Annotated in this window: 19 protein-coding genes, 1 pseudogene and 1 CRISPR repeat array; of the genes and pseudogenes, 19 read left to right on the top strand and 1 reads right to left on the bottom strand. The window is 29.9% G+C overall.

Annotated elements, in window-relative coordinates; all coding sequences use genetic code 11:
• The first annotated feature begins 11 nt into the window (after positions 1 to 11).
• The 10 genes and pseudogenes from cas4 to HW275_RS11210 all read left to right on the top strand — a co-directional run bounded on the left by cas4 (position 12) and on the right by HW275_RS11210 (position 11017).
• Positions 12 to 500 (top strand): CRISPR-associated protein Cas4, encoded by a 489-nt coding sequence (gene cas4 / locus HW275_RS11255; RefSeq protein WP_178936640.1) that lies wholly within the window; start codon positions 12 to 14, stop codon positions 498 to 500.
• 35 nt (positions 501 to 535) lie between these two features.
• A complete protein-coding gene (gene cas1b, locus HW275_RS11250; RefSeq protein WP_178936639.1) occupies positions 536 to 1528 on the top strand; it encodes a type I-B CRISPR-associated endonuclease Cas1b in 993 nt (330 codons plus the stop codon).
• Between the two features lies 1 nt (position 1529).
• Positions 1530 to 1808, top strand: a pseudogene (cas2, locus tag HW275_RS12610) (CRISPR-associated endonuclease Cas2).
• A 203-nt stretch (positions 1809 to 2011) separates the two neighbouring features.
• A CRISPR array of direct repeats spans positions 2012 to 3530; the repeat unit is 29 nt; unit sequence ATTTTAATAGAACATTTTGTATTGTAAAT.
• Positions 3531 to 3696: 166 nt separating this feature from the next.
• Positions 3697 to 4425, top strand: coding sequence for an HAD family phosphatase (locus HW275_RS11240; RefSeq protein WP_178936638.1), 729 nt, complete (start codon positions 3697 to 3699; stop codon positions 4423 to 4425).
• Positions 4426 to 4569: 144 nt separating this feature from the next.
• A complete protein-coding gene (locus tag HW275_RS11235) occupies positions 4570 to 5214 on the top strand; it encodes an HIRAN domain-containing protein (RefSeq protein ID WP_178936637.1) in 645 nt (214 codons plus the stop codon).
• A 135-nt stretch (positions 5215 to 5349) separates the two neighbouring features.
• Complete coding sequence (locus tag HW275_RS11230) at positions 5350 to 5787, top strand: hypothetical protein (protein ID WP_178936636.1); 438 nt, start codon at positions 5350 to 5352, stop codon at positions 5785 to 5787.
• Positions 5788 to 6269: 482 nt separating this feature from the next.
• Positions 6270 to 9410 carry a DNA polymerase I gene (gene polA, locus HW275_RS11225; protein WP_178936635.1) on the top strand — a complete coding sequence of 1047 codons (3141 nt, stop codon included), beginning with the start codon at positions 6270 to 6272 and terminating at the stop codon, positions 9408 to 9410.
• Positions 9411 to 9510: 100 nt separating this feature from the next.
• Positions 9511 to 10281: an AzlC family ABC transporter permease gene (locus HW275_RS11220; protein WP_178936634.1), complete on the top strand. Its 771-nt coding sequence runs from the start codon at positions 9511 to 9513 to the stop codon at positions 10279 to 10281.
• A complete protein-coding gene (locus HW275_RS11215; RefSeq protein ID WP_255460103.1) occupies positions 10238 to 10609 on the top strand; it encodes an AzlD domain-containing protein in 372 nt (123 codons plus the stop codon). The genes HW275_RS11220 and HW275_RS11215 overlap by 44 nt, the downstream gene beginning before the upstream one ends.
• Positions 10610 to 10669: 60 nt before the next feature.
• Positions 10670 to 11017 (top strand): inorganic diphosphatase, encoded by a 348-nt coding sequence (locus HW275_RS11210; protein ID WP_006803784.1) that lies wholly within the window; start codon positions 10670 to 10672, stop codon positions 11015 to 11017.
• A gap of 16 nt (positions 11018 to 11033) precedes the next feature.
• On the opposite strand, the gene HW275_RS11205 is transcribed toward HW275_RS11210, so the two are convergent.
• Positions 11034 to 11543, bottom strand: coding sequence for a DUF1439 domain-containing protein (locus tag HW275_RS11205; protein WP_178936633.1), 510 nt, complete (start codon positions 11541 to 11543; stop codon positions 11034 to 11036).
• A gap of 277 nt (positions 11544 to 11820) precedes the next feature.
• Here HW275_RS11205 and HW275_RS11200 point away from each other — a divergent pair, with 277 nt between their 5' ends.
• From HW275_RS11200 to HW275_RS11160, 9 genes are all read left to right on the top strand, one after another.
• On the top strand, positions 11821 to 12558 hold the full coding sequence (locus tag HW275_RS11200; RefSeq protein ID WP_155282666.1) for an amino acid ABC transporter permease: 738 nt from the start codon (positions 11821 to 11823) through the stop codon (positions 12556 to 12558).
• Positions 12551 to 13279, top strand: coding sequence for an amino acid ABC transporter ATP-binding protein (locus tag HW275_RS11195; protein WP_178936632.1), 729 nt, complete (start codon positions 12551 to 12553; stop codon positions 13277 to 13279). Before HW275_RS11200 ends, HW275_RS11195 begins: the two co-directional genes overlap by 8 nt.
• 51 nt (positions 13280 to 13330) lie before the next feature.
• Positions 13331 to 14086 carry a basic amino acid ABC transporter substrate-binding protein gene (locus tag HW275_RS11190; protein WP_178936631.1) on the top strand — a complete coding sequence of 252 codons (756 nt, stop codon included), beginning with the start codon at positions 13331 to 13333 and terminating at the stop codon, positions 14084 to 14086.
• A 29-nt stretch (positions 14087 to 14115) separates the two neighbouring features.
• A complete protein-coding gene (locus tag HW275_RS11185; RefSeq protein ID WP_178936630.1) occupies positions 14116 to 14859 on the top strand; it encodes a basic amino acid ABC transporter substrate-binding protein in 744 nt (247 codons plus the stop codon).
• A gap of 34 nt (positions 14860 to 14893) precedes the next feature.
• Positions 14894 to 15661 (top strand): OmpA family protein, encoded by a 768-nt coding sequence (locus tag HW275_RS11180; RefSeq protein ID WP_178936629.1) that lies wholly within the window; start codon positions 14894 to 14896, stop codon positions 15659 to 15661.
• Positions 15662 to 15839: 178 nt separating this feature from the next.
• Positions 15840 to 16664 (top strand): Cof-type HAD-IIB family hydrolase, encoded by an 825-nt coding sequence (locus HW275_RS11175; RefSeq protein ID WP_178936628.1) that lies wholly within the window; start codon positions 15840 to 15842, stop codon positions 16662 to 16664.
• Positions 16665 to 16855: 191 nt separating this feature from the next.
• Positions 16856 to 19036, top strand: a complete 2181-nt coding sequence (locus HW275_RS11170) for an RNA ligase (RefSeq protein WP_178936627.1) — start codon at positions 16856 to 16858, stop codon at positions 19034 to 19036.
• Between the two features lie 291 nt (positions 19037 to 19327).
• A complete protein-coding gene (deoD, locus tag HW275_RS11165) occupies positions 19328 to 20038 on the top strand; it encodes a purine-nucleoside phosphorylase (RefSeq protein ID WP_178936626.1) in 711 nt (236 codons plus the stop codon).
• A gap of 36 nt (positions 20039 to 20074) precedes the next feature.
• Entirely contained in the window at positions 20075 to 20224 is a 150-nt protein-coding gene (locus HW275_RS11160) for a hypothetical protein (protein ID WP_178936625.1), read from the top strand.
• The last annotated feature ends 50 nt before the right edge of the window (positions 20225 to 20274 follow it).

The raw sequence follows: 20274 nt of genomic DNA, 5'->3' as shown, positions 1-20274 counted from the left end.
GAGGTGAAACAATGAAAATAACAGGACTTATGATAAATTATTATTTTGTATGTAAACGTAAATTGTGGTGTCAATCCAAAAATATTAATCTTGAAGAAGAAAATGAAAATGTTCAACTAGGAAAATTAATTGATGAAAACAGTTACAATTTGGAAACTAAACAAGTTATGATAGAAGAAACCGTAAATATTGATTTTATCCGTAAATGGCAAGTCGTTCACGAAGTAAAAAAAAGCAAGGCTGTAGAAGAGGCGGCAATTTGGCAAGTGAAATACTATATTTATTTTTTAAAGCGACGTGGAATAAAAATTGAAAAAGGAATCATTGATTATCCTGTAATTAGGGAACGTAAGGAAATAATTTTGACAAAAGAGGACGAAAATACATTGAAGGAAATTTTAATTGATATTGAAAAAATTTGTAAAAATGAAAAAGCTCCTCCTGTAATTAATGATAAAATTTGTAAAAAATGTGCATACTATGAATTTTGTTACATTTAAAATTAATAAAAAAATATCATAAAGAGAGGTATAAAATGGCAGAAAGTTATTTTATTTTTTCCAGCGGTGAATTAAAACGTAAAGATAATGTTATAAGAATAACAGCGCCAGATGGACGTTTTAAAGATATAAAAATAGAAGTTACAAGAGATATTTACTTATTTGGAGAAGTTTCATTAAATACAAAATGTTTAAATTACTTGGCACAGAATAAAATTCCTGTTCATATTTTTAATTATTATGGTTTTTACACTGGAACATTTTATCCAAAAGAATCAAATGTTTCTGGAAAACTATTCGTAAAGCAAGTTGAAAATTATACAGACAATGCCAAAAGAATTGAATTAGCACAATTAATAATAGATGCAGCAAGCACAAATATTTTGCGAAATTTAAGATATTATCAGGAACGAGGAAAAGATTTAGAATCCGTAATAACAGAAATTAAGGCACTGAAAAAAGGAATTTTTAGAACAAACGAAATTAATGAGTTAATGGGAATTGAAGGAAGTATCAGACGTACTTATTATACCGCATGGAATACAATTGTTAATCAAGAAATTGATTTTGAAAAAAGAGTAAAAAGACCGCCTGATAATATGATAAATACTATGATTTCTTTTTTGAACACATTAGTTTACACTGCCTGTCTGTCTGAAATATATGTTAGTCAGTTGAATCCTACAATAAGTTATTTACATAGTGTAGGAGAAAGAAGATTTTCATTATCGCTTGATATTGCCGAGGTATTTAAGCCTCTTTTGGCAGATAGAATTATTTTTTCTCTTTTAAATAAAAAAATGATAACAGAAAAAGATTTTTTCAAAGATTCAAATTATTTTTATATGAAAGAAAATGCACAGAAATTAATTTTAAAAACTTTTAACGAAAGATTAGAAACCTCAATAAAGCACAGAGATTTAAACCGAAAAGTTTCTTACCGGCATCTAATGCGTTTAGAAGCATACAAATTAGTAAAACATTTGCTAGAAGATAAAAAATACGAAGGATTTAAAATATGGTGGTAGTATGTATATAATTTTAGTTTATGACATCCTAACAGATGACAATGGCCCAAGAATTTCTCGAAATGTATTTAAAATTTGCAAAAAGTACTTAACAAATGTTCAAAAATCAGTATTTGAAGGAGAAATAACCCCAGTTTTATTAAAAAAATGAAATCTCGAACTAAAACGATACATTCGCAAAGACAAAGACTCATTAATAATTTTCAAATCACGTCAAGAAAAATGGCTAGAAAAAGAATTTTGGGGATTAGAAGACGACAAAACCTCAAATTTTTTTTAACAATCCCAGAAAAATCTGTCGATGTCCAATAACTAAAAAATCCCTGAATATTGACAGATTTCCTAAACCATTGATTTTTACAACTTTTTTTGATATTTTTATTTTAAAAATAAAAAATTATTACCAAAATTTTATAAAAAAATTGGGTATCGACAAAAATTGAAAAAAATGATATGATATTCAAAAAGAGTAATAATGGTTTGATTTTAATAGAACATTTTGTATTGTAAATTAAATTTATGAAAATTGGAAATACTAAAATAAATTTATTTTAATAGAACATTTTGTATTGTAAATCCCTGTATCGTTTCACATCTTCCAAATCTGTGAATAATTTTAATAGAACATTTTGTATTGTAAATTAAATTTATGAAAATTGGAAATACTAAAATAAATTTATTTTAATAGAACATTTTGTATTGTAAATCCCTGTATCGTTTCACATCTTCCAAATCTGTGAATAATTTTAATAGAACATTTTGTATTGTAAATTCATTAAAATAATATTGCCTACAATTATATATAGCTATTTTAATAGAACATTTTGTATTGTAAATATTTATAAACGATGGTGGTTTATTTTTTTAGTCGTAATTTTAATAGAACATTTTGTATTGTAAATCTCATTTGGCTTTGCAATAGTCACTATTGTCTCGTTATTTTAATAGAACATTTTGTATTGTAAATCATTATGACAAGGTTGAGAACATTACGGCATCAAACATTTTAATAGAACATTTTGTATTGTAAATTTGAAAGAAAAAACATTATAAAGAAACTCAATGCTAATTTTAATAGAACATTTTGTATTGTAAATTTTTATCTCATCTCCTTGATATATTTTAAGTTATGTATTTTAATAGAACATTTTGTATTGTAAATATATAACCAAAGCGGAGTGTGGTTTTTGTATCAAAAATTTTAATAGAACATTTTGTATTGTAAATTTGTAAGCAAGATTTACCCTACCTAGTAATTCGTTCATTTTAATAGAACATTTTGTATTGTAAATATTTATACATAAATGGAACAAACAATCTTGAAGGTGATTTTAATAGAACATTTTGTATTGTAAATACGATAGAGGAATAACGGATGATTTTCTTGATCTAAATTTTAATAGAACATTTTGTATTGTAAATTTGGAAGTGATATAAATTTTGAAGTATATTTTATTTATTTTAATAGAACATTTTGTATTGTAAATGTCCTTTAAATCTCTGTAAATTGCAGGAAACATTAAATTTTAATAGAACATTTTGTATTGTAAATCAGTTTACAATGGTATCACATTTTTTACAAAGAGAAATTTTAATAGAACATTTTGTATTGTAAATGGAAGACCAAATGCGCAATTTGACCCATTTGTGACAATTTTAATAGAACATTTTGTATTGTAAATTACTTTTTTTAATTTGTCAAATTTTAACAATATATTATTTTAATAGAACATTTTGTATTGTAAATTTTTCATAACGTGATAATGAAGATTCTGCATATTTTATTTTAATAGAACATTTTGTATTGTAAATTTGGACATTCGGAATTATGCACAGGCGGCATTAAGAATTTTAATAGAACATTTTGTATTGTAAATTTGGATTAATATGTTCCCGAGTTGTAAATGCCCCTCATTTTAATAGAACATTTTGTATTGTAAATTTTGCTGTTCCGTGATTTGTATTAGTAAGAGTCAAAATTTTAATAGCACAATTTGTAAATTTTAAAATATTAATATAGTAAAAACGGCTGCACTTTTATTAATAAAGTATGGCTATTTTTAGTTTACAAACGCTTTTTCTTGTTTATTTTATTTGAAATTCTAAGAAAAATAGGTTAGAATATAATGATAAAAAGAATATTAAAATTTAAATAAGGGGGAATGCGGATGAAAAAAAATGTAGCGGCATTTTTTGATATAGATGGAACAATTTACAGGGATTCTTTGCTGATTGAGCATTTTAAGATGCTTGTGCAGTATGAATATATTGATATGATGACTTGGGAAGGGAAGGTTAAGGAGAAATTTTCTAAGTGGGAAAACAGGACTGGGGATTATGACGACTATTTGGATGAGCTTGTGCAGACTTATATGGAGGCATTAAAGAATTTTAGCAAGGAGGATATGGATTTTATTGCTAAAAGAGTGATGAAACTCAAAGGAGACAAAGTTTACCGATATACACGTGAGAGGTTGAAATATCATAAGGAAAAAAATCATAAAGTTATAATTATCTCTGGGAGTCCAGATTTTCTAGTAAGTAAGATGGCTGAAAGATATGGTGTCAAAGATTACAGGGCATCTACTTATGAAGTTAATGAAAATGGGATTTTTACAGGAAAAGTGATACCGATGTGGGATGCCAAAAGTAAACAGAAGGCAATAGCGGATTTTTGTAAAATGTACGAAATAGACTTGACAAAATCGTACGCTTATGGAGATACAACTGGCGACTTGACAATGTTCAAAAATGTAGGAAACGCCATTGCCATAAATCCTGCCAAAAAATTGTTGCAGAAAATAAAGCGGGATAAGGAATTGAAGGAAAAAGTTATGATTGTTGTGGAAAGAAAAGATGTTATTTATAAATTAAGAGCAGATGTGGATATTATATAAATTTGTTTTCTATAAAAATCTTACAATTTCAGGAATATAATCCATAAATTTTATTTTTTTATAAAAATAATGAACTAAACTGATATTTTAATAAATGTGTTTTACAGAAAAATTTTACTAGAAATATGAAAGAGGTGGTTGATAATGCTGATAAATAATTTTAGTGGGATAAAACTTGAGTTTGATGGACTTTATTATGGGGGGAATTATGAAATTGAAATTTTTCCTGATGGGAGATTTTATTATTCATATATTGAAAATACATCAGTCGAGCTAAAAAAAGGCTCTTTTCAGATTAATCAAAAGGAAATTATGATTTTTGAGGAAATGATGGACTATTTTGAACTTTTGAAAAATCAAAGCAATTATATGATAAATGAGTTTAATTTTGGAAATGGAGTTCTTGTTATTCATAAAAATAACGGACGTGAGGAAAAAATTCGGCTTGGCAAGGAAATGATGTTTGAATACGCAAAGACATTAATTGATAAATATACAAAAAAATCAAAAAGACTTTTTCTGCTTGACACTTATTTGGAAGGGGCTAAATATATCAGAAATTTTGCAAATAAGATTAAGGATGAAGTACAGCTGGATTTATTTCGTGAATTTAACGGAATCTCATTAAATGCAGTGGCTGTGTACAATTCCAAAAAGGAAAAAGTTGGATATTTGCCAAAAAATCAAAGTGAAATTATTGCAAGAATGATTGATGCAGGGAAAAAGTTTGTTGCGGTATCGATTCCCTTCGATGAGGAGATAGCTTTAAAAATCTATCTTTTAGATTAATTAACAAAAAATTAAAAATTAATATTGACAAATGAATTTTTTTGATGTAAAATAATATCAGATAATTAAAATTAAATTAATTTAAAAATAGTGCTATTATTTAATTGTCAAAAATAAAACAGGGGGGGAATAATTATGGGATTCAGATTGAGCGTAAAAGGGCAGGAAAGTGAAATTTTACTTGATAAGGAAAGCATTCTGGATGTAAAATACATTTCTGAAACACCTGATGATTCAAATGCTAGAGCAACAGACTTGGGGGTAATTTTGGAAATTCGAGGCAAAATACTGGCAGCAGCAAACGGGGATGCAGAGGACGACACAAGAAAAGTTGCACAATGGTCATTAGTGCCGTCAGAAGCAAGTGATGCCTACAGACAAGCCAGCCTGGAAATCATTTCAGCAGGGCAGATGGTAAGAAAAATCGACATGACAAACGTATTTGTGGTTGATTATATTGAAGAATATGGAAATCAGGCTGGAACTGGAACTTTTTCACTAAAAATAAAACAGAAGAAGGAGAAAGTGAAGGAAGTGGCAATCGAAGGTGGATATGCAACACAGGAAGCATAAATTAGTAAATTAGAATTTTGAAAATTCTAAAAAATATCAGAAATATAAAAAACATTTTTGAACTTTGGGAAATTTTTGTAAGTAAAATTATATGAAAAAAATAATCTCTTTTTCTTGAAATTTATTTAAGACTGGAGGTTATTTTTTTTATAGAAAATTTTGTTATAGTAATATTAATCCTGTTTACATAGTGAATATTTACTAAATTTTGATTATTAGGGAATTAAAACTTCTTGTTTTTAATGGGGATGTTGGTATTAGGTTATTTTATTTAATAACGGTTTTTACTATTTTTATTGGAAAAGTTTGTAATAAATTTGTTATTTAAATGAGATTTAGTATGATAGCAGAATTACAAAATTAATATTTAGGGTGTATTATTAAATTAAGAAAAAATGCTTTGAGAAAAAATCTAAAAATGGTAAAATATACAAATATAAATGAATGTTAAAATTTAGAAAAAGAAAAGAGGAATAATTAAGTTGAAAAGAGCAGTTATATTGGATACGAGTGCGATTATGTATAGAAGCCATTTTGCACTGATGGGAATGAGAAATAGCAGCGGGATGTCTACTGGGGCGACATTTGGATTTATTAATACGCTGGAAAGCGTGATTAGAGAGTTTAGGCCTGATTATCTGGTGGCTTGCCTGGATGTGAAAAGGGACGAGTTGGAGAGAACTGGGGAGCTGGAAACGTATAAGGCACATAGGGAAAGTATGCCTGAAGAACTGGTTATGCAGATTGATACTATTATGAAGGTGTTGGATGGATATAGAATTCCGAAATATAAGAAGGCTGGGCAGGAAGCGGATGATGTGATTGCTACATTTGCTACCAAGTTTTCTAATGATGAAGATGAGCAGATTGAGGTTTTTGTAATAACTGGGGATAAGGATTTGGCACAGCTTGTAGATGGGAAAATTAACATTGCCTTGCTTGGAAAAGGGGATAAAAATTCTGCATTTAAACATATAAAGACTGATGAAGATGTAGTTGAATATTTGGGAGTTACACCTGATAAGATACCTGATTTGTTTGGGCTTATGGGGGATAAGTCGGATGGGATTCCAGGAGTTACTGGGATTGGGCCTAAAAATGGGGTAAAACTTATTACAACTTATGGAAATCTGGAAGGAATTTATGAAAATATTGACGAAATAAAAGGGAAACAGAAGGAAAAATTACTGACTGACAAGGAAAATGCCTTTATAAGTCGGGAACTTGCAACTGTGAAGCGAGAACTTGATATTGAATATGATAAAAATAAATTGAAATTTGAGGAAAAAGATTTTGACAGTCTTTTAAAACTTTATGAGGAGCTTGATTTTAAAAGATTTTCTAAAGCTGTTGAAGAAGAAAAGGAAAGATTCTTACAAAGTGGAAATCAAAAGGAGCTTACAGAAAAAGAGAAGTTAGTTTTAGAAAAAAATAAAAAAATCGCTGAAGAAAAATTGGAAAAAGAGAGATTTGAAAGAGAAAAAGTTGAAAAGCAGGAATTGGAATATGATAAGAAAAATCCGATTTTTGATGGAATTTCACATTTTTATGAGCATGTGGAGTACGAACATAATTCAGAAATAGACAAAAAAATTGATGAAATTCAAGTTTTAAAAGAAAAATTGGCAATAGAATATGAGACCCAGAAGAAAAAGGCAGAAGAGATTGCGTTAGAAAATCAGAAAACTGAAAAAACTAAGAAAATTAAAGATGAAAAAGTGTATTTTGAGAAAAATTATGGAAAAGTTATTAGTTGGAATAATGCTTATTCTGTGATTGAGAAAATGGATAAAAAAGTGGCTATTTTTGAAAATATGCTTGGACTTTCCATTTGTGATGAAAAAATGAATATTGTGCTTTTGGACAGCGAGCTTCAGTATATTTTGCAAAATGGGAATCAAAAAAATGCAGAGTCTGGAGTACAGATTAATTTGTTTAGTTTAAGTGATAATGCTAATGAGCAAAAAGATAATAAAAAAAATATTGAGAATATTTATAAATTATTGAGCAAGAAAGAAATTATTGCCTATAATGTGAAAGAGTATATGAAAAATGGGGAAAGTGAGTATTTTGGATATTCTGTTGGCGGTAAAACTTATGGGATAAATGAGGATAGGTTCGGAATAAAATGTACTGAATATTTTGATATTTTGCTTGCAAGATATGTACTTGGGACAGAAAGTTTGCAGGAAATTGAAGAAATAATACTTGATGAGTTTGGTGTTGAGATTGCAACTTTTGAGGAACAGTTTAAGAAGGAACGAAGAAAGAAGGATTTTAGCGATGTTTCCGATGATGTGATTTGTGAGTTTTTATCAAAGAGGACGTTTTTTATTTATAAATTGGAAACAATTTTTAGAAATAGATTACAAAATGAGCAGTTTTTAAATATATTTGATAAGCTGGAAAGTCGATTAATACCAGTATTGGCACAAATGGAAGAAACTGGAATAAAAATTGATAAAAGATATTTCAGTGAATTTCAGAATGAGCTGGAAGAAAAGATAAATATGCTTCAAAGTGATATTTATAAACTTGCTGATGGAGAATTTAATATTGATTCGCCACAACAATTAGGGGAAGTTTTGTTTGAAAAATTGCAGATTCCATCAGGTAAAAAGACAAAAACTGGATATTCAACAAATGTGGAAGTTCTGGAAATGATTGCAAACAATGGAGAATTGACAGAAGACAAACGGATGATTGGGAAAAAGTTGCTAGAATACAGGGCTTATAAGAAATTATTGTCAACATACATTGAGCCAATTCCAAAACTGGTGGATAAAGAGGACAGGATTCATACGACTTTTAACCAAAATGGGACATCTACTGGACGGCTTTCGTCAGCAAATCCAAATTTACAGAATATTCCTGTGAGAACAGATGATGGAATAAGGATACGTACAGGTTTTGTATCAAAAGAAGGACATAGTTTGATTTCATTTGACTATTCACAAATTGAATTGAGAGTTTTGGCTGAATTGTCAAAAGATAGGCATTTAGTACAGGCGTATCAGGATAATCAGGATTTACATAACTTGACGGCAAGAAAGATATTTTTCAAAACCGAAGAAGATGAGATTTCACGGCATGAGAGAAGTATTGCAAAAGTAATTAATTTTAGTATTCTGTATGGAAAAACTCCGTTTGGACTATCGAAGGAACTAGGGATTACAGTTCAAGAGGCTTCTCAATATATCACAACATATTTTGAGGAATATCCGAGAGTCAGAAAATTTTTGGATATTGTGACAGAAACGGCTAAACTTCACGGTTTTGTGGAAACTTTTTACGGTACGAGAAGATACATTAGCGGAATTAATGCTACAAATAAGAATGTACAGGCACAGGCTGTGAGAATGGCGGTAAATACTGTCGTTCAGGGAACAGCAGCAAATATTATAAAAAAAGTTATGATTGAACTTCATGAGGAATTTAAAAATGATGAAAATATCAAAATGCTTCTTCAAGTTCACGATGAACTGATTTTTGAAGTTCGTGATGAATTTGCTAAGGAATATATGAAAAAAATTGAAAAAATTATGGAAAATACGGTTAAATTTAAGAAAGTTCCGTTAAAAGCTAATGGAAGTGTGGCTAAAAATTGGGGATTATTAAAGTAATAATATATTTTATATATGATAGAAATATATATTATATATTTGACTAATTGTTTTGAAATTGTTAGAATAATACTATATAAGGAAGGAATCAGAACAAAAAATGGCACAAATAAGAAAACTCGAAAATTATTTAAAGGGACTAAAAGACGGTACTGGAATCGGAATTGCCTATATTCCCTTTGGAGTTGCAATTGGACTGATTTCAGCTAAAAGTTTTTCTCAAATTTTGCCAATGATTGGGCTTACATCGTTTGGAATGTATGCAGGAGGGGCTCATTCATTACTGTTAAAGGTGCTTTATGTGATGAAATCGCCTCCAGTTGAAGTAATTTTATCAATTGCTCTCATAAATTTAAGATATTTATTGTTAAATATCGTTATTTTTAGACAGCTTGGTGAAAAGACTCCTATTTTTCAGAAATTTCTGGTAGGTGTGGGGCTTACTGATGAAACGGTAACATATCTGACATTGAAAAAGGCAACAAATGCGTGGTATATGATGGGAGTAAATACAATTCCATATTTTTGCTACTGTTTTGGTACAATTTTTGGAGCGATATTTGGTGAAAAATTGCCAGAATCACTTATGACAAGTATGAATTTTGTGCTTTATTCAATATTTTTCAGTATGTTAATAATGGCTTTAAGCCAAAATTTTAAATATATAAGAATTGTTTTGCTGGCACTTATTATAAAAATGGCATTTACATTTTTACCAATTTTAAATAAGATAAGTTCAGGATGGGTTATGATTTTGACAATGTTTTTAGCAAGTTTTATATACGCACAGCTTTATTATAATGAAAATTCTGAAAAGAAGGAAAACGATGAAATTGATAAAGAGAAAGGAAGTGATAAGATTGAATTATAACGAAAATTTAGGGATTTTAACAATGATTTTGATGACACTCATAATCATGACGGTAATACTGAGGACATTGCCAATATTTGTAAAAATTCCAGAAAACAACCTAAAAGTTAATAAGTTCTTTGAAGCGCTTCCTTATACAGTACTGACAGTATTAGTATTTCCAGATATTTTCACTTCTACTGGAAGTACAAATTTTGACATAATAAGAGTTTTGATCGGAATGGCAATCGTGGCATATTTAACTTTTAGGAAGACAAATCTGGGAATAATAATAATTGTTTCTATTGCAGTGATATATTTTTTAGGAATGTTAAAAGGAAGTTTTTAAATAAAAATAGAAAAATTTTAAAGAAATATAAATTAAAATTGATATTTAAAAAGGATTTTTATGAGTTTAGATAATTATAAAAAATTTTTAGGACAAAAAATACATGTAAAGATGGATAGAAAAATGGGAGAAAGACATCCTAAATATAATTTTATATATCCAGTAAATTATGGATATATTCCAAATACTATTAGTGAAGATGGAGAAGAAATAGATGTGTATATTTTGGGAGTTTTTGAACCTGTTGATGAATTTTGTGGAATATGTAGAGCTATTGTGTATAGGTATGATGATGAAGAGAATAAACTTATAGTAATTCCAGATGGGAAAAATTATACAGTTTCCCAAATGGAAGTACTGGTTGAGTTTCAGGAACGTTTTTTCAAACATAAAATTTTAACTGAATAATAATTAAAATTATTTTTTATTTAACAACAGTCAATTTATTATTTTCAATTTTTATATCCTTTATCATTTGAAATTTTTCAATTCCTGATAAATTCAAAATTTCTTTTTTTTCAAGCTGACTAAAAGCATAATTTAACCCTGTTCTGATAATAGGTTTTTTATCAAGATCAATTTCTTTATTTTCTTTTGTCAGTTTTACAATTTGGAAATCTTCGAGATAAAGGTTTGATTTCATTGGATCATAACGAATGTCAGTTGCAAAGGTCATTGTTCCGCTAATCTGATCATTTAATGCATCATTTAGGTATTCTGCTTCAATAATTAACTTATCATTCTCAAAATGTACTTTTGGATTAAATAGTTTAATTTTTCCAAGAGGGTAGGATTTTTCTATTGGAAATTTGGAAGCGACAGCACTTTTTACCATAGAATCTGGAATTTTTAACTGGTTTTGAGTGTAAATGTAGTAACCTAAGCCTGCAATTAATACAATAATTGGAAAAAATAAAAATTTAAATAATTTCATAGTTGCAAACTCCTTTTCAAATTATGTTCTGTTTTGGAAATTTTACTAGATTTATAAATATTATTTCCAAAATCAAGTAACTATATCATTTAATTATTTAAAAAGATTTTGAAAAAATATTTAATCTTCTTTGAATGGGATAAATAGAAGAAAAGCAGTGAATCAGATAATAAAATAAAAAATTTTTATTGAAAAACCTATAAATATTAGGTATAATAATACTATAATAACTAAAATATAAGGAGGATATGAACAAAATTAAAGTTCATTAAATATAATGGAAGAATTGGAAAAAACACGAAAAATAGTAAAAACATCATTTTTTATAGCAGTTGTAACAGTTGCAGCGCTCCTTGCGTTTCCATATGATATGAAACCGAAAGAGTGGGAAATTTATGCAGGCAGCTATTTTGTGACTACGTTAGGACTTACAGTGGGAGGAGCTGCTATTGGTATTCTTTTTGGAATGCTGTTGGCATTTTTTAAATTTCAAAAGACAAAAAGTGAAACTGTTAATATGATAAAAGATGTTGTTATTGATGAATATGTTGATATAATGCGTGGTACACCAATGGTTCTACAGCTTTTGACATTATCTTTTGTAGTTGTGATATTTAATAATTACTGGATTGCATTAATTGCTTTAGGACTTAATAGTGCGGCTTATGTGGAGGAGACAATTCGCTCTGGGATTGAAAGTATAGACAAGGGGCAGATGGAAGCTGCAAGAGCGACTGGTATGCCTTATAGAATGGCAATGAACGAAATTATAATGCCACAAGCAATAAAAAATATTTTACCAGCACTTTTAAATGAATTTATAAACTTGTTTAAGGAAACAGCTGTTGTAGGATATATTAGTGTTGTAGACATTACAATGAACAGTAAAAGTTTACAAGCTGTGTATTATAGTGTAAAACCAATATTGTTTACTGGTTTGGTTTATTATATCAGCGTAAAATTATTCTCATTTATTGGGAAACGATTGGAGATGAGATTAAAGGAAAATGATTAAGATAAAAAATTTGAAGAAGAAATATGGAGAATTGGAAGTGCTAAAAGGAATTAGCACTGAAATCAAAGAAGGTGAGGTAATTTCAATTATAGGGCCTTCTGGAAGTGGGAAATCAACATTTTTACGTTGTATAAATAGACTTGAGGAGCCTACATCTGGAGAAATTACAATAAATGATAAAAATATTTTGGAACGTGGAGTGGATATAAACAAAATTCGTGAAGAAGTTGGAATGGTGTTTCAGCACTTTAATTTATATCCTCACAAAACAGTGATGGAAAATATTACTTTAGGGCCAATTAGGCTAAAAAAAATGTCAAAAGACGAAGCAGAAAAATTGGCAATGGAATTACTTGAAAAAGTAGGGCTTTCTGATAAAAGAGATGTTTACCCAAATAAACTGTCTGGCGGGCAGAAACAAAGAGTTGCTATTGCAAGGGCATTGGCAATGAATCCTAAGGTGATTCTATTTGATGAGCCGACATCGGCACTTGATCCCGAAATGATAGGGGAAGTTCTGGAAGTAATGAGAGAACTTGCAAATGCTGGCATGACGATGATTGTAGTAACACATGAAATGGGATTTGCTAGAAATGTTGCAAATAGAGTGTTTTTTATGGATGAGGGATATATTTTGGAAGATGCGAAGCCGCAGGATTTATTTGACAATCCAAAATCAGAAAGAGCAAGGATATTTTTAGATAAAGTGTTAAATCATTAAAATAATAAAAATATATTGACTTAGGCTGTATAGTGGAAAGGCGGTACAGAGATGAAAAAATTATTAATAGTAATTATGATGGCGATATTCGGGATAGTGTCATGTGGGAATAAAACCGAAGCAAAGCAAGATACGAAAAAACTTGTTGTGGGGACAGATGGAGTATTTCCTCCGTTTGGGTATATGGAAAATGGTGAATTAGTAGGATTTGACATTGATTTGATAAAACAGATTGGGAAGGATTTGGGATATGAAATTGAAATGAAAGTTCAGCCATTTGACGCTCTTATACCGTCACTTAAGACTGGAAAGCTGGATGCGATTATTTCTGGAATGAGTGCAACTGAAGAAAGAAAAAAATCAGTTGACTTTACAGATGAATATTTTAAATCAACACAGGTTTATTTGAGAAAAAAAGGGAATACGGCAGTAAATTCTAAAGAAAGCCTGGCTGGAAAAAAAGTTGGAGTACAGCTCGGGACAATTCAGGAATTAGAAGCTAAAAAAATACAAAATGCAAATGTTGTAGCAAATGATGCAACTGTTAATCTGATTCTAGACTTGAAAAGCGGAAAAAGTGATGCTGTAATACTGGAAAATATTGTTGCAATGGAATTTATGAAAAAAAATCCCGAGATAGAGATTTTTTATGAGGAAAAATTGCCGTATGGAATGGCAATTGCATTTGATAAAGGAAAACATTCGGAACTTATTAAACAGATAAATGAAGAACTGAAAAAATTGCAGGAAAATGGTAAATATGCAGAATTAATCAAGAAATATGGATTGGAAACAAATAAAAATTAAATAATAAAAAATAGAAAGCGAGGAAAATTATGAAAAAAGTATTTTTAATATTGACATTAGTAATTTTTGGAATTATGTCGTGTGGAAAAAAAGATAGCGGGCAGAAAAAATTAAGAGTAGGGCTAAATGCAGTTTTCGCTCCGTTTGAATATATTGAAAATGGTCAAATTACGGGATTTGATGTGGATATGATAAATGAAATTGGAAAAAATCTCGGATATGAAATTGAAATTGTGGATCAGTCGTTTGACGGGTTGATTCCAGCATTAAAGGCAGGGAAAATTGATATTATCGTTTCTGGAATGAGTTCGACTGAGGAAAGAAAAAAATCAGTTGATTTTACAGATGATTATTTTGTTTCCAAAGAAACTTACTTGAGAAAGAAAGGTAACACTGCGGTTACGCCAACCACTTTGAGCGGCAAGAAAATTGGAGTGCAGTTGGGGACAATTCAAGAAATGGAAGCAAAAACTATTAATGGAGCGACTGTTGTACCGAATGAAAGCACTGTAAACACAATTTTAGATTTAAAGGCAGGAAAAATTGATGCAATTATCCTGGAAAAGGCAGTGGCTGAAGAATATATGAAGAAAAATCCTGAAATGGAAATTTTTGACGAAAAGCCAGCTGCGATTGGAATGGCAATGGCTATAGACAAAGGTAAAAATCCTGAATTAATAAAACAAATAAATGCTGAATTGAAAAAAATGAGAGAAAATGGAAAATATAACGAATTAATTAAAAAATATGGTTTAGAAAAAAATCAAAAATAAAATACTTTACTTGAAAAGGGAGGAAGAATAAATCATGAAAAGGCCAACATTAGTTGCAGTTTCTTCAATGGTAGCAATGGCGGTACCGATGGTATCTGAAAAAATGACTACTTCCGATATGAGAAAAGATATAATTCGTGCAAATGTGGCAGATATACAACAGGATGTAAAAAATGATGTTCCTACGCTAGATACACCAAATCCTGAAAAAATGGCGGAGGCAGCATCAGATAATCCAGATTTAATCACAGTTACCTTGACACAGGACGGTACTGGAACACAAATTGTTAATAAAAAAACTCAAACGCCAGAACAAAATCAGCAAATATCTCCATCTGCTCCTCAGCAGGAGCCAGCAGAAACACCAATACAGTCTAAACAGTTATCTTCTGATATTCAGAAAAGTCCGATTAATAATCCAGAAAGGGTACAAATTTCAAAATCGGAAATAATAACGTTGAGAACAAATGATCTGAGCTTTCATAAAAATAGTGTTGACGTACGCAAGGAAGCATATCCTGTTTTACGTGATATAAAGGATTATATTGAAAGAAATGATTTTCTTGTATCAATAATTGGATATACGGATACAAGCGGCGCCTCTTCATATAATAAAAGATTATCTCTTAGGAGAGCTGAAAAAGTGAGTTCAAAATTGATAGAATTAGGGCTTTCCAAAGACAGAGTCTTGGACTTGGTAGGACGTGGAGAAAGCAATCCAATCAGGACAAATGACACAGAAGAAGGAAGAGAAGGGAATCGAAGGGTAGAATTCAGATTTGTGAAAAAAGGGCAAGTATAATGAGTTAACTTAATAATTTGTTATGGGGGATTATTTCTAATTTAACTGAGATAATCCCCTTTTAGGTTTGTATAAATAGTTATTGCGGACAGAATTAAATAAAACTTAGGCTAAAATAAATTTTTGGTATTAAAAAATATTAATAATAGAATTTTGAAACAGAAGGGATAAATAAAGAATGATAAAATTAATTGCAATTGACATGGATGGGACTTTGTTAAATGATAAAAAGCATATTGAAAAAGCACAAAAGGAAGCAATTCACGAAGCAATAGAAGATGGCATAAAGATTGTATTGTGTACAGGCAGACCTTTATATGGGATTTTACCGTTTTATAAAGAACTTGGATTGCAGAAGCTGGATCAGGAAGGATATGTTATTTTAAATAACGGATGTTCAGTTCATAAAACAAAGGACTGGGAACTGATAAAATGTGCAGAGATTACACCCGACGATATGGAATATTTATATAAATTTTCTGAAAAATATGACATAAACTTTACATTAGTTGATGAAATGCATTATTTTAATATTGGCAGAAAACCGACTAAAGAGCTTGTTATGGATGCCCAGTTTGTATTCTCTGACATTACGAATATAACTTTGGAAGAAGCAAAAAGTGGAAAATATAAAATAGTTAAAGCTATGTTTTTAGGAAATCCAGAAGATATGAAAAAATTTCAGAAAGAATATGAAGACATATTAAAAGAGAGATATGAAGGCGTATTAAGTCAGCCATACGTTTATGAAATATTGCCAAAAGGGAATAATAAAGGAACTGGATTAAAGGCTTTGGCGGAAAAGTTGGGAATAAAGCAGGAAGAGGTAATGGCAATCGGGGATGGAAACAACGATGTGGAAATGCTCGAATATGCAACTTATGGTGTTGCAATGGGAAATGCTTCCGAATTAGCAAGAAACGCCGCTAAATATACAACTGACACTAATGAAAATGATGGAGTGGCAAAAGCAATTAGAAAATATGCTTTAAATAAGTTATAGTTATTATACAGGGAATTGTAAAAGTAAAAGAAATAAAGATTGAATAACAGCAGTATTTATAATTACAAGAGGTTAAAATTTTTTGTCTGAAAGTGGAGAAAACAAGAAAAATAGAATTATAAAAATGCTATATTTATTTAGATTTTTTGATTTTTACAAATGACTAAAATAAAAATAGACAAGGAGGCAGAATGAGAACACTGTTACTGCTACGTGGGACAGTCGGAAGCGGGAAGAGTACCTTTATTAAGAAAAATAATTTGGAGCCATACACTCTTGAGGCTGATAAATTTAGGCTTTTAATTTCCAATCCTAAATTAACAAAATTTGGGGATTTTGAGATTTCGCAGAAAAATGACAGGCTGGCTTGGGAAATGCTTTTTAACTGTTTGGAAGAAAGAATGAAAAAGGGAGAATTTACAGTTGTTGATGCGACACATACTACAAAAAGGGCAATGAATTCCTACAAGGCTCTTGCAGACAAGTATAAATATACAATTTATTATTACCAGCTTGATACACCGCTTGAAGAGTGTATTGAAAATAATAAAAAGAGAGAAAGCTATAAGCAGGTTGATGAGAATGTTATAGGCAGAATGTTTAGGAATATTCAGAATGAAAAACTTTCAGGAAGTTTTAAAAGAATTTTTGACATAAATGAAATTATAAATTTTTATGTTGCTGATGTGACGGGAAAATATGATAAAGTTCGGATAATTGGGGATATTCATTCATGCTTTACAGCGATTTCTGAAATTGTGAAAGATTTTGATAAAAATACCTTGTATGTATTTTTAGGAGATTTCTTGGACAGAGGAATTGAGCATAAACAGACGCTTTCATTGATACTGGAATTGTACAATCGTGAAAATGTTATAATGATTGAAGGGAATCATGAAATTCACTTGGAAAATTTTGCCAATGATTTTAAAATTAACTCAAAGGAATTTTTAAATGTAACTTTGCCAGCAATTTTGGAAAATGAAAAAAATATTGATAGTTTTAAAAGGGAAATTCGTAAATTTTATAAAAAATTAAGACAATGTTATGCTTTTAAATTTTACAATCATAAAATTCTTTGTACACACGCAGGGCTGTCTTTTGTACCTAATTTAGCACTTGTGTCGACTAACGAAATGATAAACGGTGTTGGAAGCTTTGAAACCGAAATTGGAGAATTTTATGAGGAAAATTATTTGAAGGGAAAATGTCAGGATTTTGTACAGGTTCATGGGCATAGAGGTGTAAATTCGACTGAGCATTCAATTTGCCTGGAAGGGGAAGTTGAATTTGGAGGAGAATTAAAGTATTTAGATGTAATGCCTGATGAAATTTTACAAAAATCTGCTATAAATACAGTTTATGACAAAGACTATTTACAGCACGAACTGGAAAAGGCAAAAGAAAACAAGCAGATAAATTTGACGGCAGATGAAGATGTGAATAAACTAATTGTAAGTAAATTAATCAGTGTCAAAAATACAAAGCCGCACTTGTATTCGTTAAATTTTGGAAGAAATGTGTTTAGAAAAAAGTTGTGGAATGATTCGACAATCAAGGCACGTGGATTATTTGTGGATGCAGAAACTGGGAAAGTGAGAATAAGAAGCTATAACAAGTTCTTTAATTATGGCGAAAATAAATATTCTACGAGAGAATATATTGAAAACAACATAGTTTACCCAGTTACAGCCTACGAAAAATACAACGGATTCTTAGGAATACTTTCAGTTATTGATGAAAAATTTGTATTTGCAACAAAAAGTGTGACAAATGGAACGCACGTCAAATATTTTGAAACTCTTTTTGAAAAGGCAAGTGAAAAGATGAAAAATGAGATTTTTAGAATTTGCAGCGAAAATGATGTTTCCATCGTATTTGAGGTGGTTTCAAATGAAGACAGGCACATAGTTGATTATTTTGGAAAGGAACGTCTTTTTATCCTGGATGTTATTGACAACACTTTATTTATAAACGGTGTGCATGTGGACAACAATTTTAGTGAAAGATTTTTAAAAGAGCTGAATTTTGATGATGATGTTATTAAAATGAAAAAGGAAATCAAAAAATGCAATAACTTTGACAAAATAATTAACTTAATGGAAAATTACGATAATTTTGAAAATGCTGAAGGTGTTGTATTTTGCGGTAAAAATGGATTTATGTTTAAATATAAGGCAAAACATTACAGTCTGTGGAAAAAACGGCGTGGAATTCTGGAATTTTATAAAAAAGATTTTAATAAAGCAAAACTTGCTGTAAGATATAAGGACGAACAGGAGTTTATTGAATGGCTTACTGGACTTGATAATGATAAAGTTGAAAATGCGCATATTATTGACTTAATGAATGAATATGAGAAGAAAAAATAATTAATAATAAAAGCGGCTTCACATTCCTTATCCAATTTTTCCTGAATTTTATCTTTATTTTGGTAAATGCTCTTTTCATTCAAAAATGACTTTCTTAATTAAACTATACTGAAATAAGCGGAAAAATGTAAAAAAGATGAAATTTTTAAAAAGGATGTGTAAATTACTCCAGAATAAAGTAAAAATGTCAAAAAAATAAAATAAACCCCTTGAATAATTTCAAAAAGTGAAGTACAATATAGTGAGTAACAAAACTTTTTAGAAATATTAAAAAATTTAGGAGGTAATGAAATGGGGACACCGCATATTGGAGCAAATAGAGGAGATGTTGCAGAAACTATATTATTGCCAGGGGATCCGCTTAGGGCAAAATATATTGCAGAAACATTTTTGGAAGATGTTGTTCAGTATAACAATGTTAGAGGAATGCTAGGGTTTACAGGAACTTATAAAGGGAAAAAAATATCTGTGCAAGGAACTGGAATGGGAGTACCTTCGATTGGGATTTATTCACATGAGCTGATAACTGAATTTGGAGTAAAAAATTTGATTAGAATCGGAACTGCTGGTTCTTATCAGGAAGATGTAAAAATTAGAGATGTTGTTATTGCAATGTCAGCTTCAACTGACTCTGCTATTAACAAATTGAGATTTAATGGAGCAGATTATGCGCCTACAGCAAGTCCAAAATTACTTTTCAAGGCTTATGAAGTTGGTAAAGCAAAAGGATTGAATGTAAAGGCTGGAAATATATTTACAAGTGATACTTTTTACGGAGAAGATCCTAATGCTTGGAAAAAATGGGCTGAATTTGGAGTATTGTGTGTAGATATGGAAACAGCTCAACTTTATACAACTGCTGCAAAATTAGGAGTAAACGCCTTGACATTGCTTACAATCAGTGATTCATTCATTACTCATGAGGTTACAAGCGCTGAGGAAAGACAGACAAGTTTTAATGACATGATAGAAGTGGCCTTGGAAACAGCGATACAATTATAAAAATAATTAAGGAAAATAACTAGGGGAGAAAAAATAGTGGAATTTTACAAAAGATTAGTTATAAAGATTCTGGAATGCAGTTCAGTCGGTTCTGATAATAGAATTTTGAAAAAGCTGAAAAGCGGATACGATTTGACACAAAAGGAAATGGTGGAACTGGAAGAGCTGCTGGAAAATATTTTATGACATGAAAATGTTTAGTAATCTATATTCTCAAAAGCAAGGGGCTTGTCCCC

The sequence above is a fragment of the Leptotrichia sp. oral taxon 223 genome (genome assembly GCF_013394795.1).
Lineage (GTDB): Bacteria > Fusobacteriota > Fusobacteriia > Fusobacteriales > Leptotrichiaceae > Leptotrichia.
Note: the sequence above shows the minus strand (reverse complement) of the source record. Positions and strands in the feature narration are given on the sequence as shown.

Bases quoted from the DNA above. Each gene is read 5' to 3' on its own strand.
- HW275_RS11210 (WP_006803784.1), top strand. From the start codon at position 10,670: ATGAGTTTAGATAATTATAAAAAATTTTTAGGACAAAAAATACATGTA.
- HW275_RS11195 (WP_178936632.1), top strand. From the start codon at position 12,551: ATGATTAAGATAAAAAATTTGAAGAAGAAATATGGAGAATTGGAAGTG.
- HW275_RS11175 (WP_178936628.1), top strand. From the start codon at position 15,840: ATGATAAAATTAATTGCAATTGACATGGATGGGACTTTGTTAAATGAT.
- HW275_RS11185 (WP_178936630.1), top strand. From the start codon at position 14,116: ATGAAAAAAGTATTTTTAATATTGACATTAGTAATTTTTGGAATTATG.
- HW275_RS11205 (WP_178936633.1), bottom strand. From the start codon at position 11,543: ATGAAATTATTTAAATTTTTATTTTTTCCAATTATTGTATTAATTGCA.
- cas1b (WP_178936639.1), top strand. From the start codon at position 536: ATGGCAGAAAGTTATTTTATTTTTTCCAGCGGTGAATTAAAACGTAAA.
- HW275_RS11190 (WP_178936631.1), top strand. From the start codon at position 13,331: ATGAAAAAATTATTAATAGTAATTATGATGGCGATATTCGGGATAGTG.
- HW275_RS11180 (WP_178936629.1), top strand. From the start codon at position 14,894: ATGAAAAGGCCAACATTAGTTGCAGTTTCTTCAATGGTAGCAATGGCG.
- HW275_RS11170 (WP_178936627.1), top strand. From the start codon at position 16,856: ATGAGAACACTGTTACTGCTACGTGGGACAGTCGGAAGCGGGAAGAGT.
- HW275_RS11230 (WP_178936636.1), top strand. From the start codon at position 5,350: ATGGGATTCAGATTGAGCGTAAAAGGGCAGGAAAGTGAAATTTTACTT.
- HW275_RS11235 (WP_178936637.1), top strand. From the start codon at position 4,570: ATGCTGATAAATAATTTTAGTGGGATAAAACTTGAGTTTGATGGACTT.
- HW275_RS11215 (WP_255460103.1), top strand. From the start codon at position 10,238: ATGAAATTGATAAAGAGAAAGGAAGTGATAAGATTGAATTATAACGAA.
- HW275_RS11220 (WP_178936634.1), top strand. From the start codon at position 9,511: ATGGCACAAATAAGAAAACTCGAAAATTATTTAAAGGGACTAAAAGAC.
- deoD (WP_178936626.1), top strand. From the start codon at position 19,328: ATGGGGACACCGCATATTGGAGCAAATAGAGGAGATGTTGCAGAAACT.
- HW275_RS11240 (WP_178936638.1), top strand. From the start codon at position 3,697: ATGAAAAAAAATGTAGCGGCATTTTTTGATATAGATGGAACAATTTAC.
- cas4 (WP_178936640.1), top strand. From the start codon at position 12: ATGAAAATAACAGGACTTATGATAAATTATTATTTTGTATGTAAACGT.
- HW275_RS11200 (WP_155282666.1), top strand. From the start codon at position 11,821: ATGGAAGAATTGGAAAAAACACGAAAAATAGTAAAAACATCATTTTTT.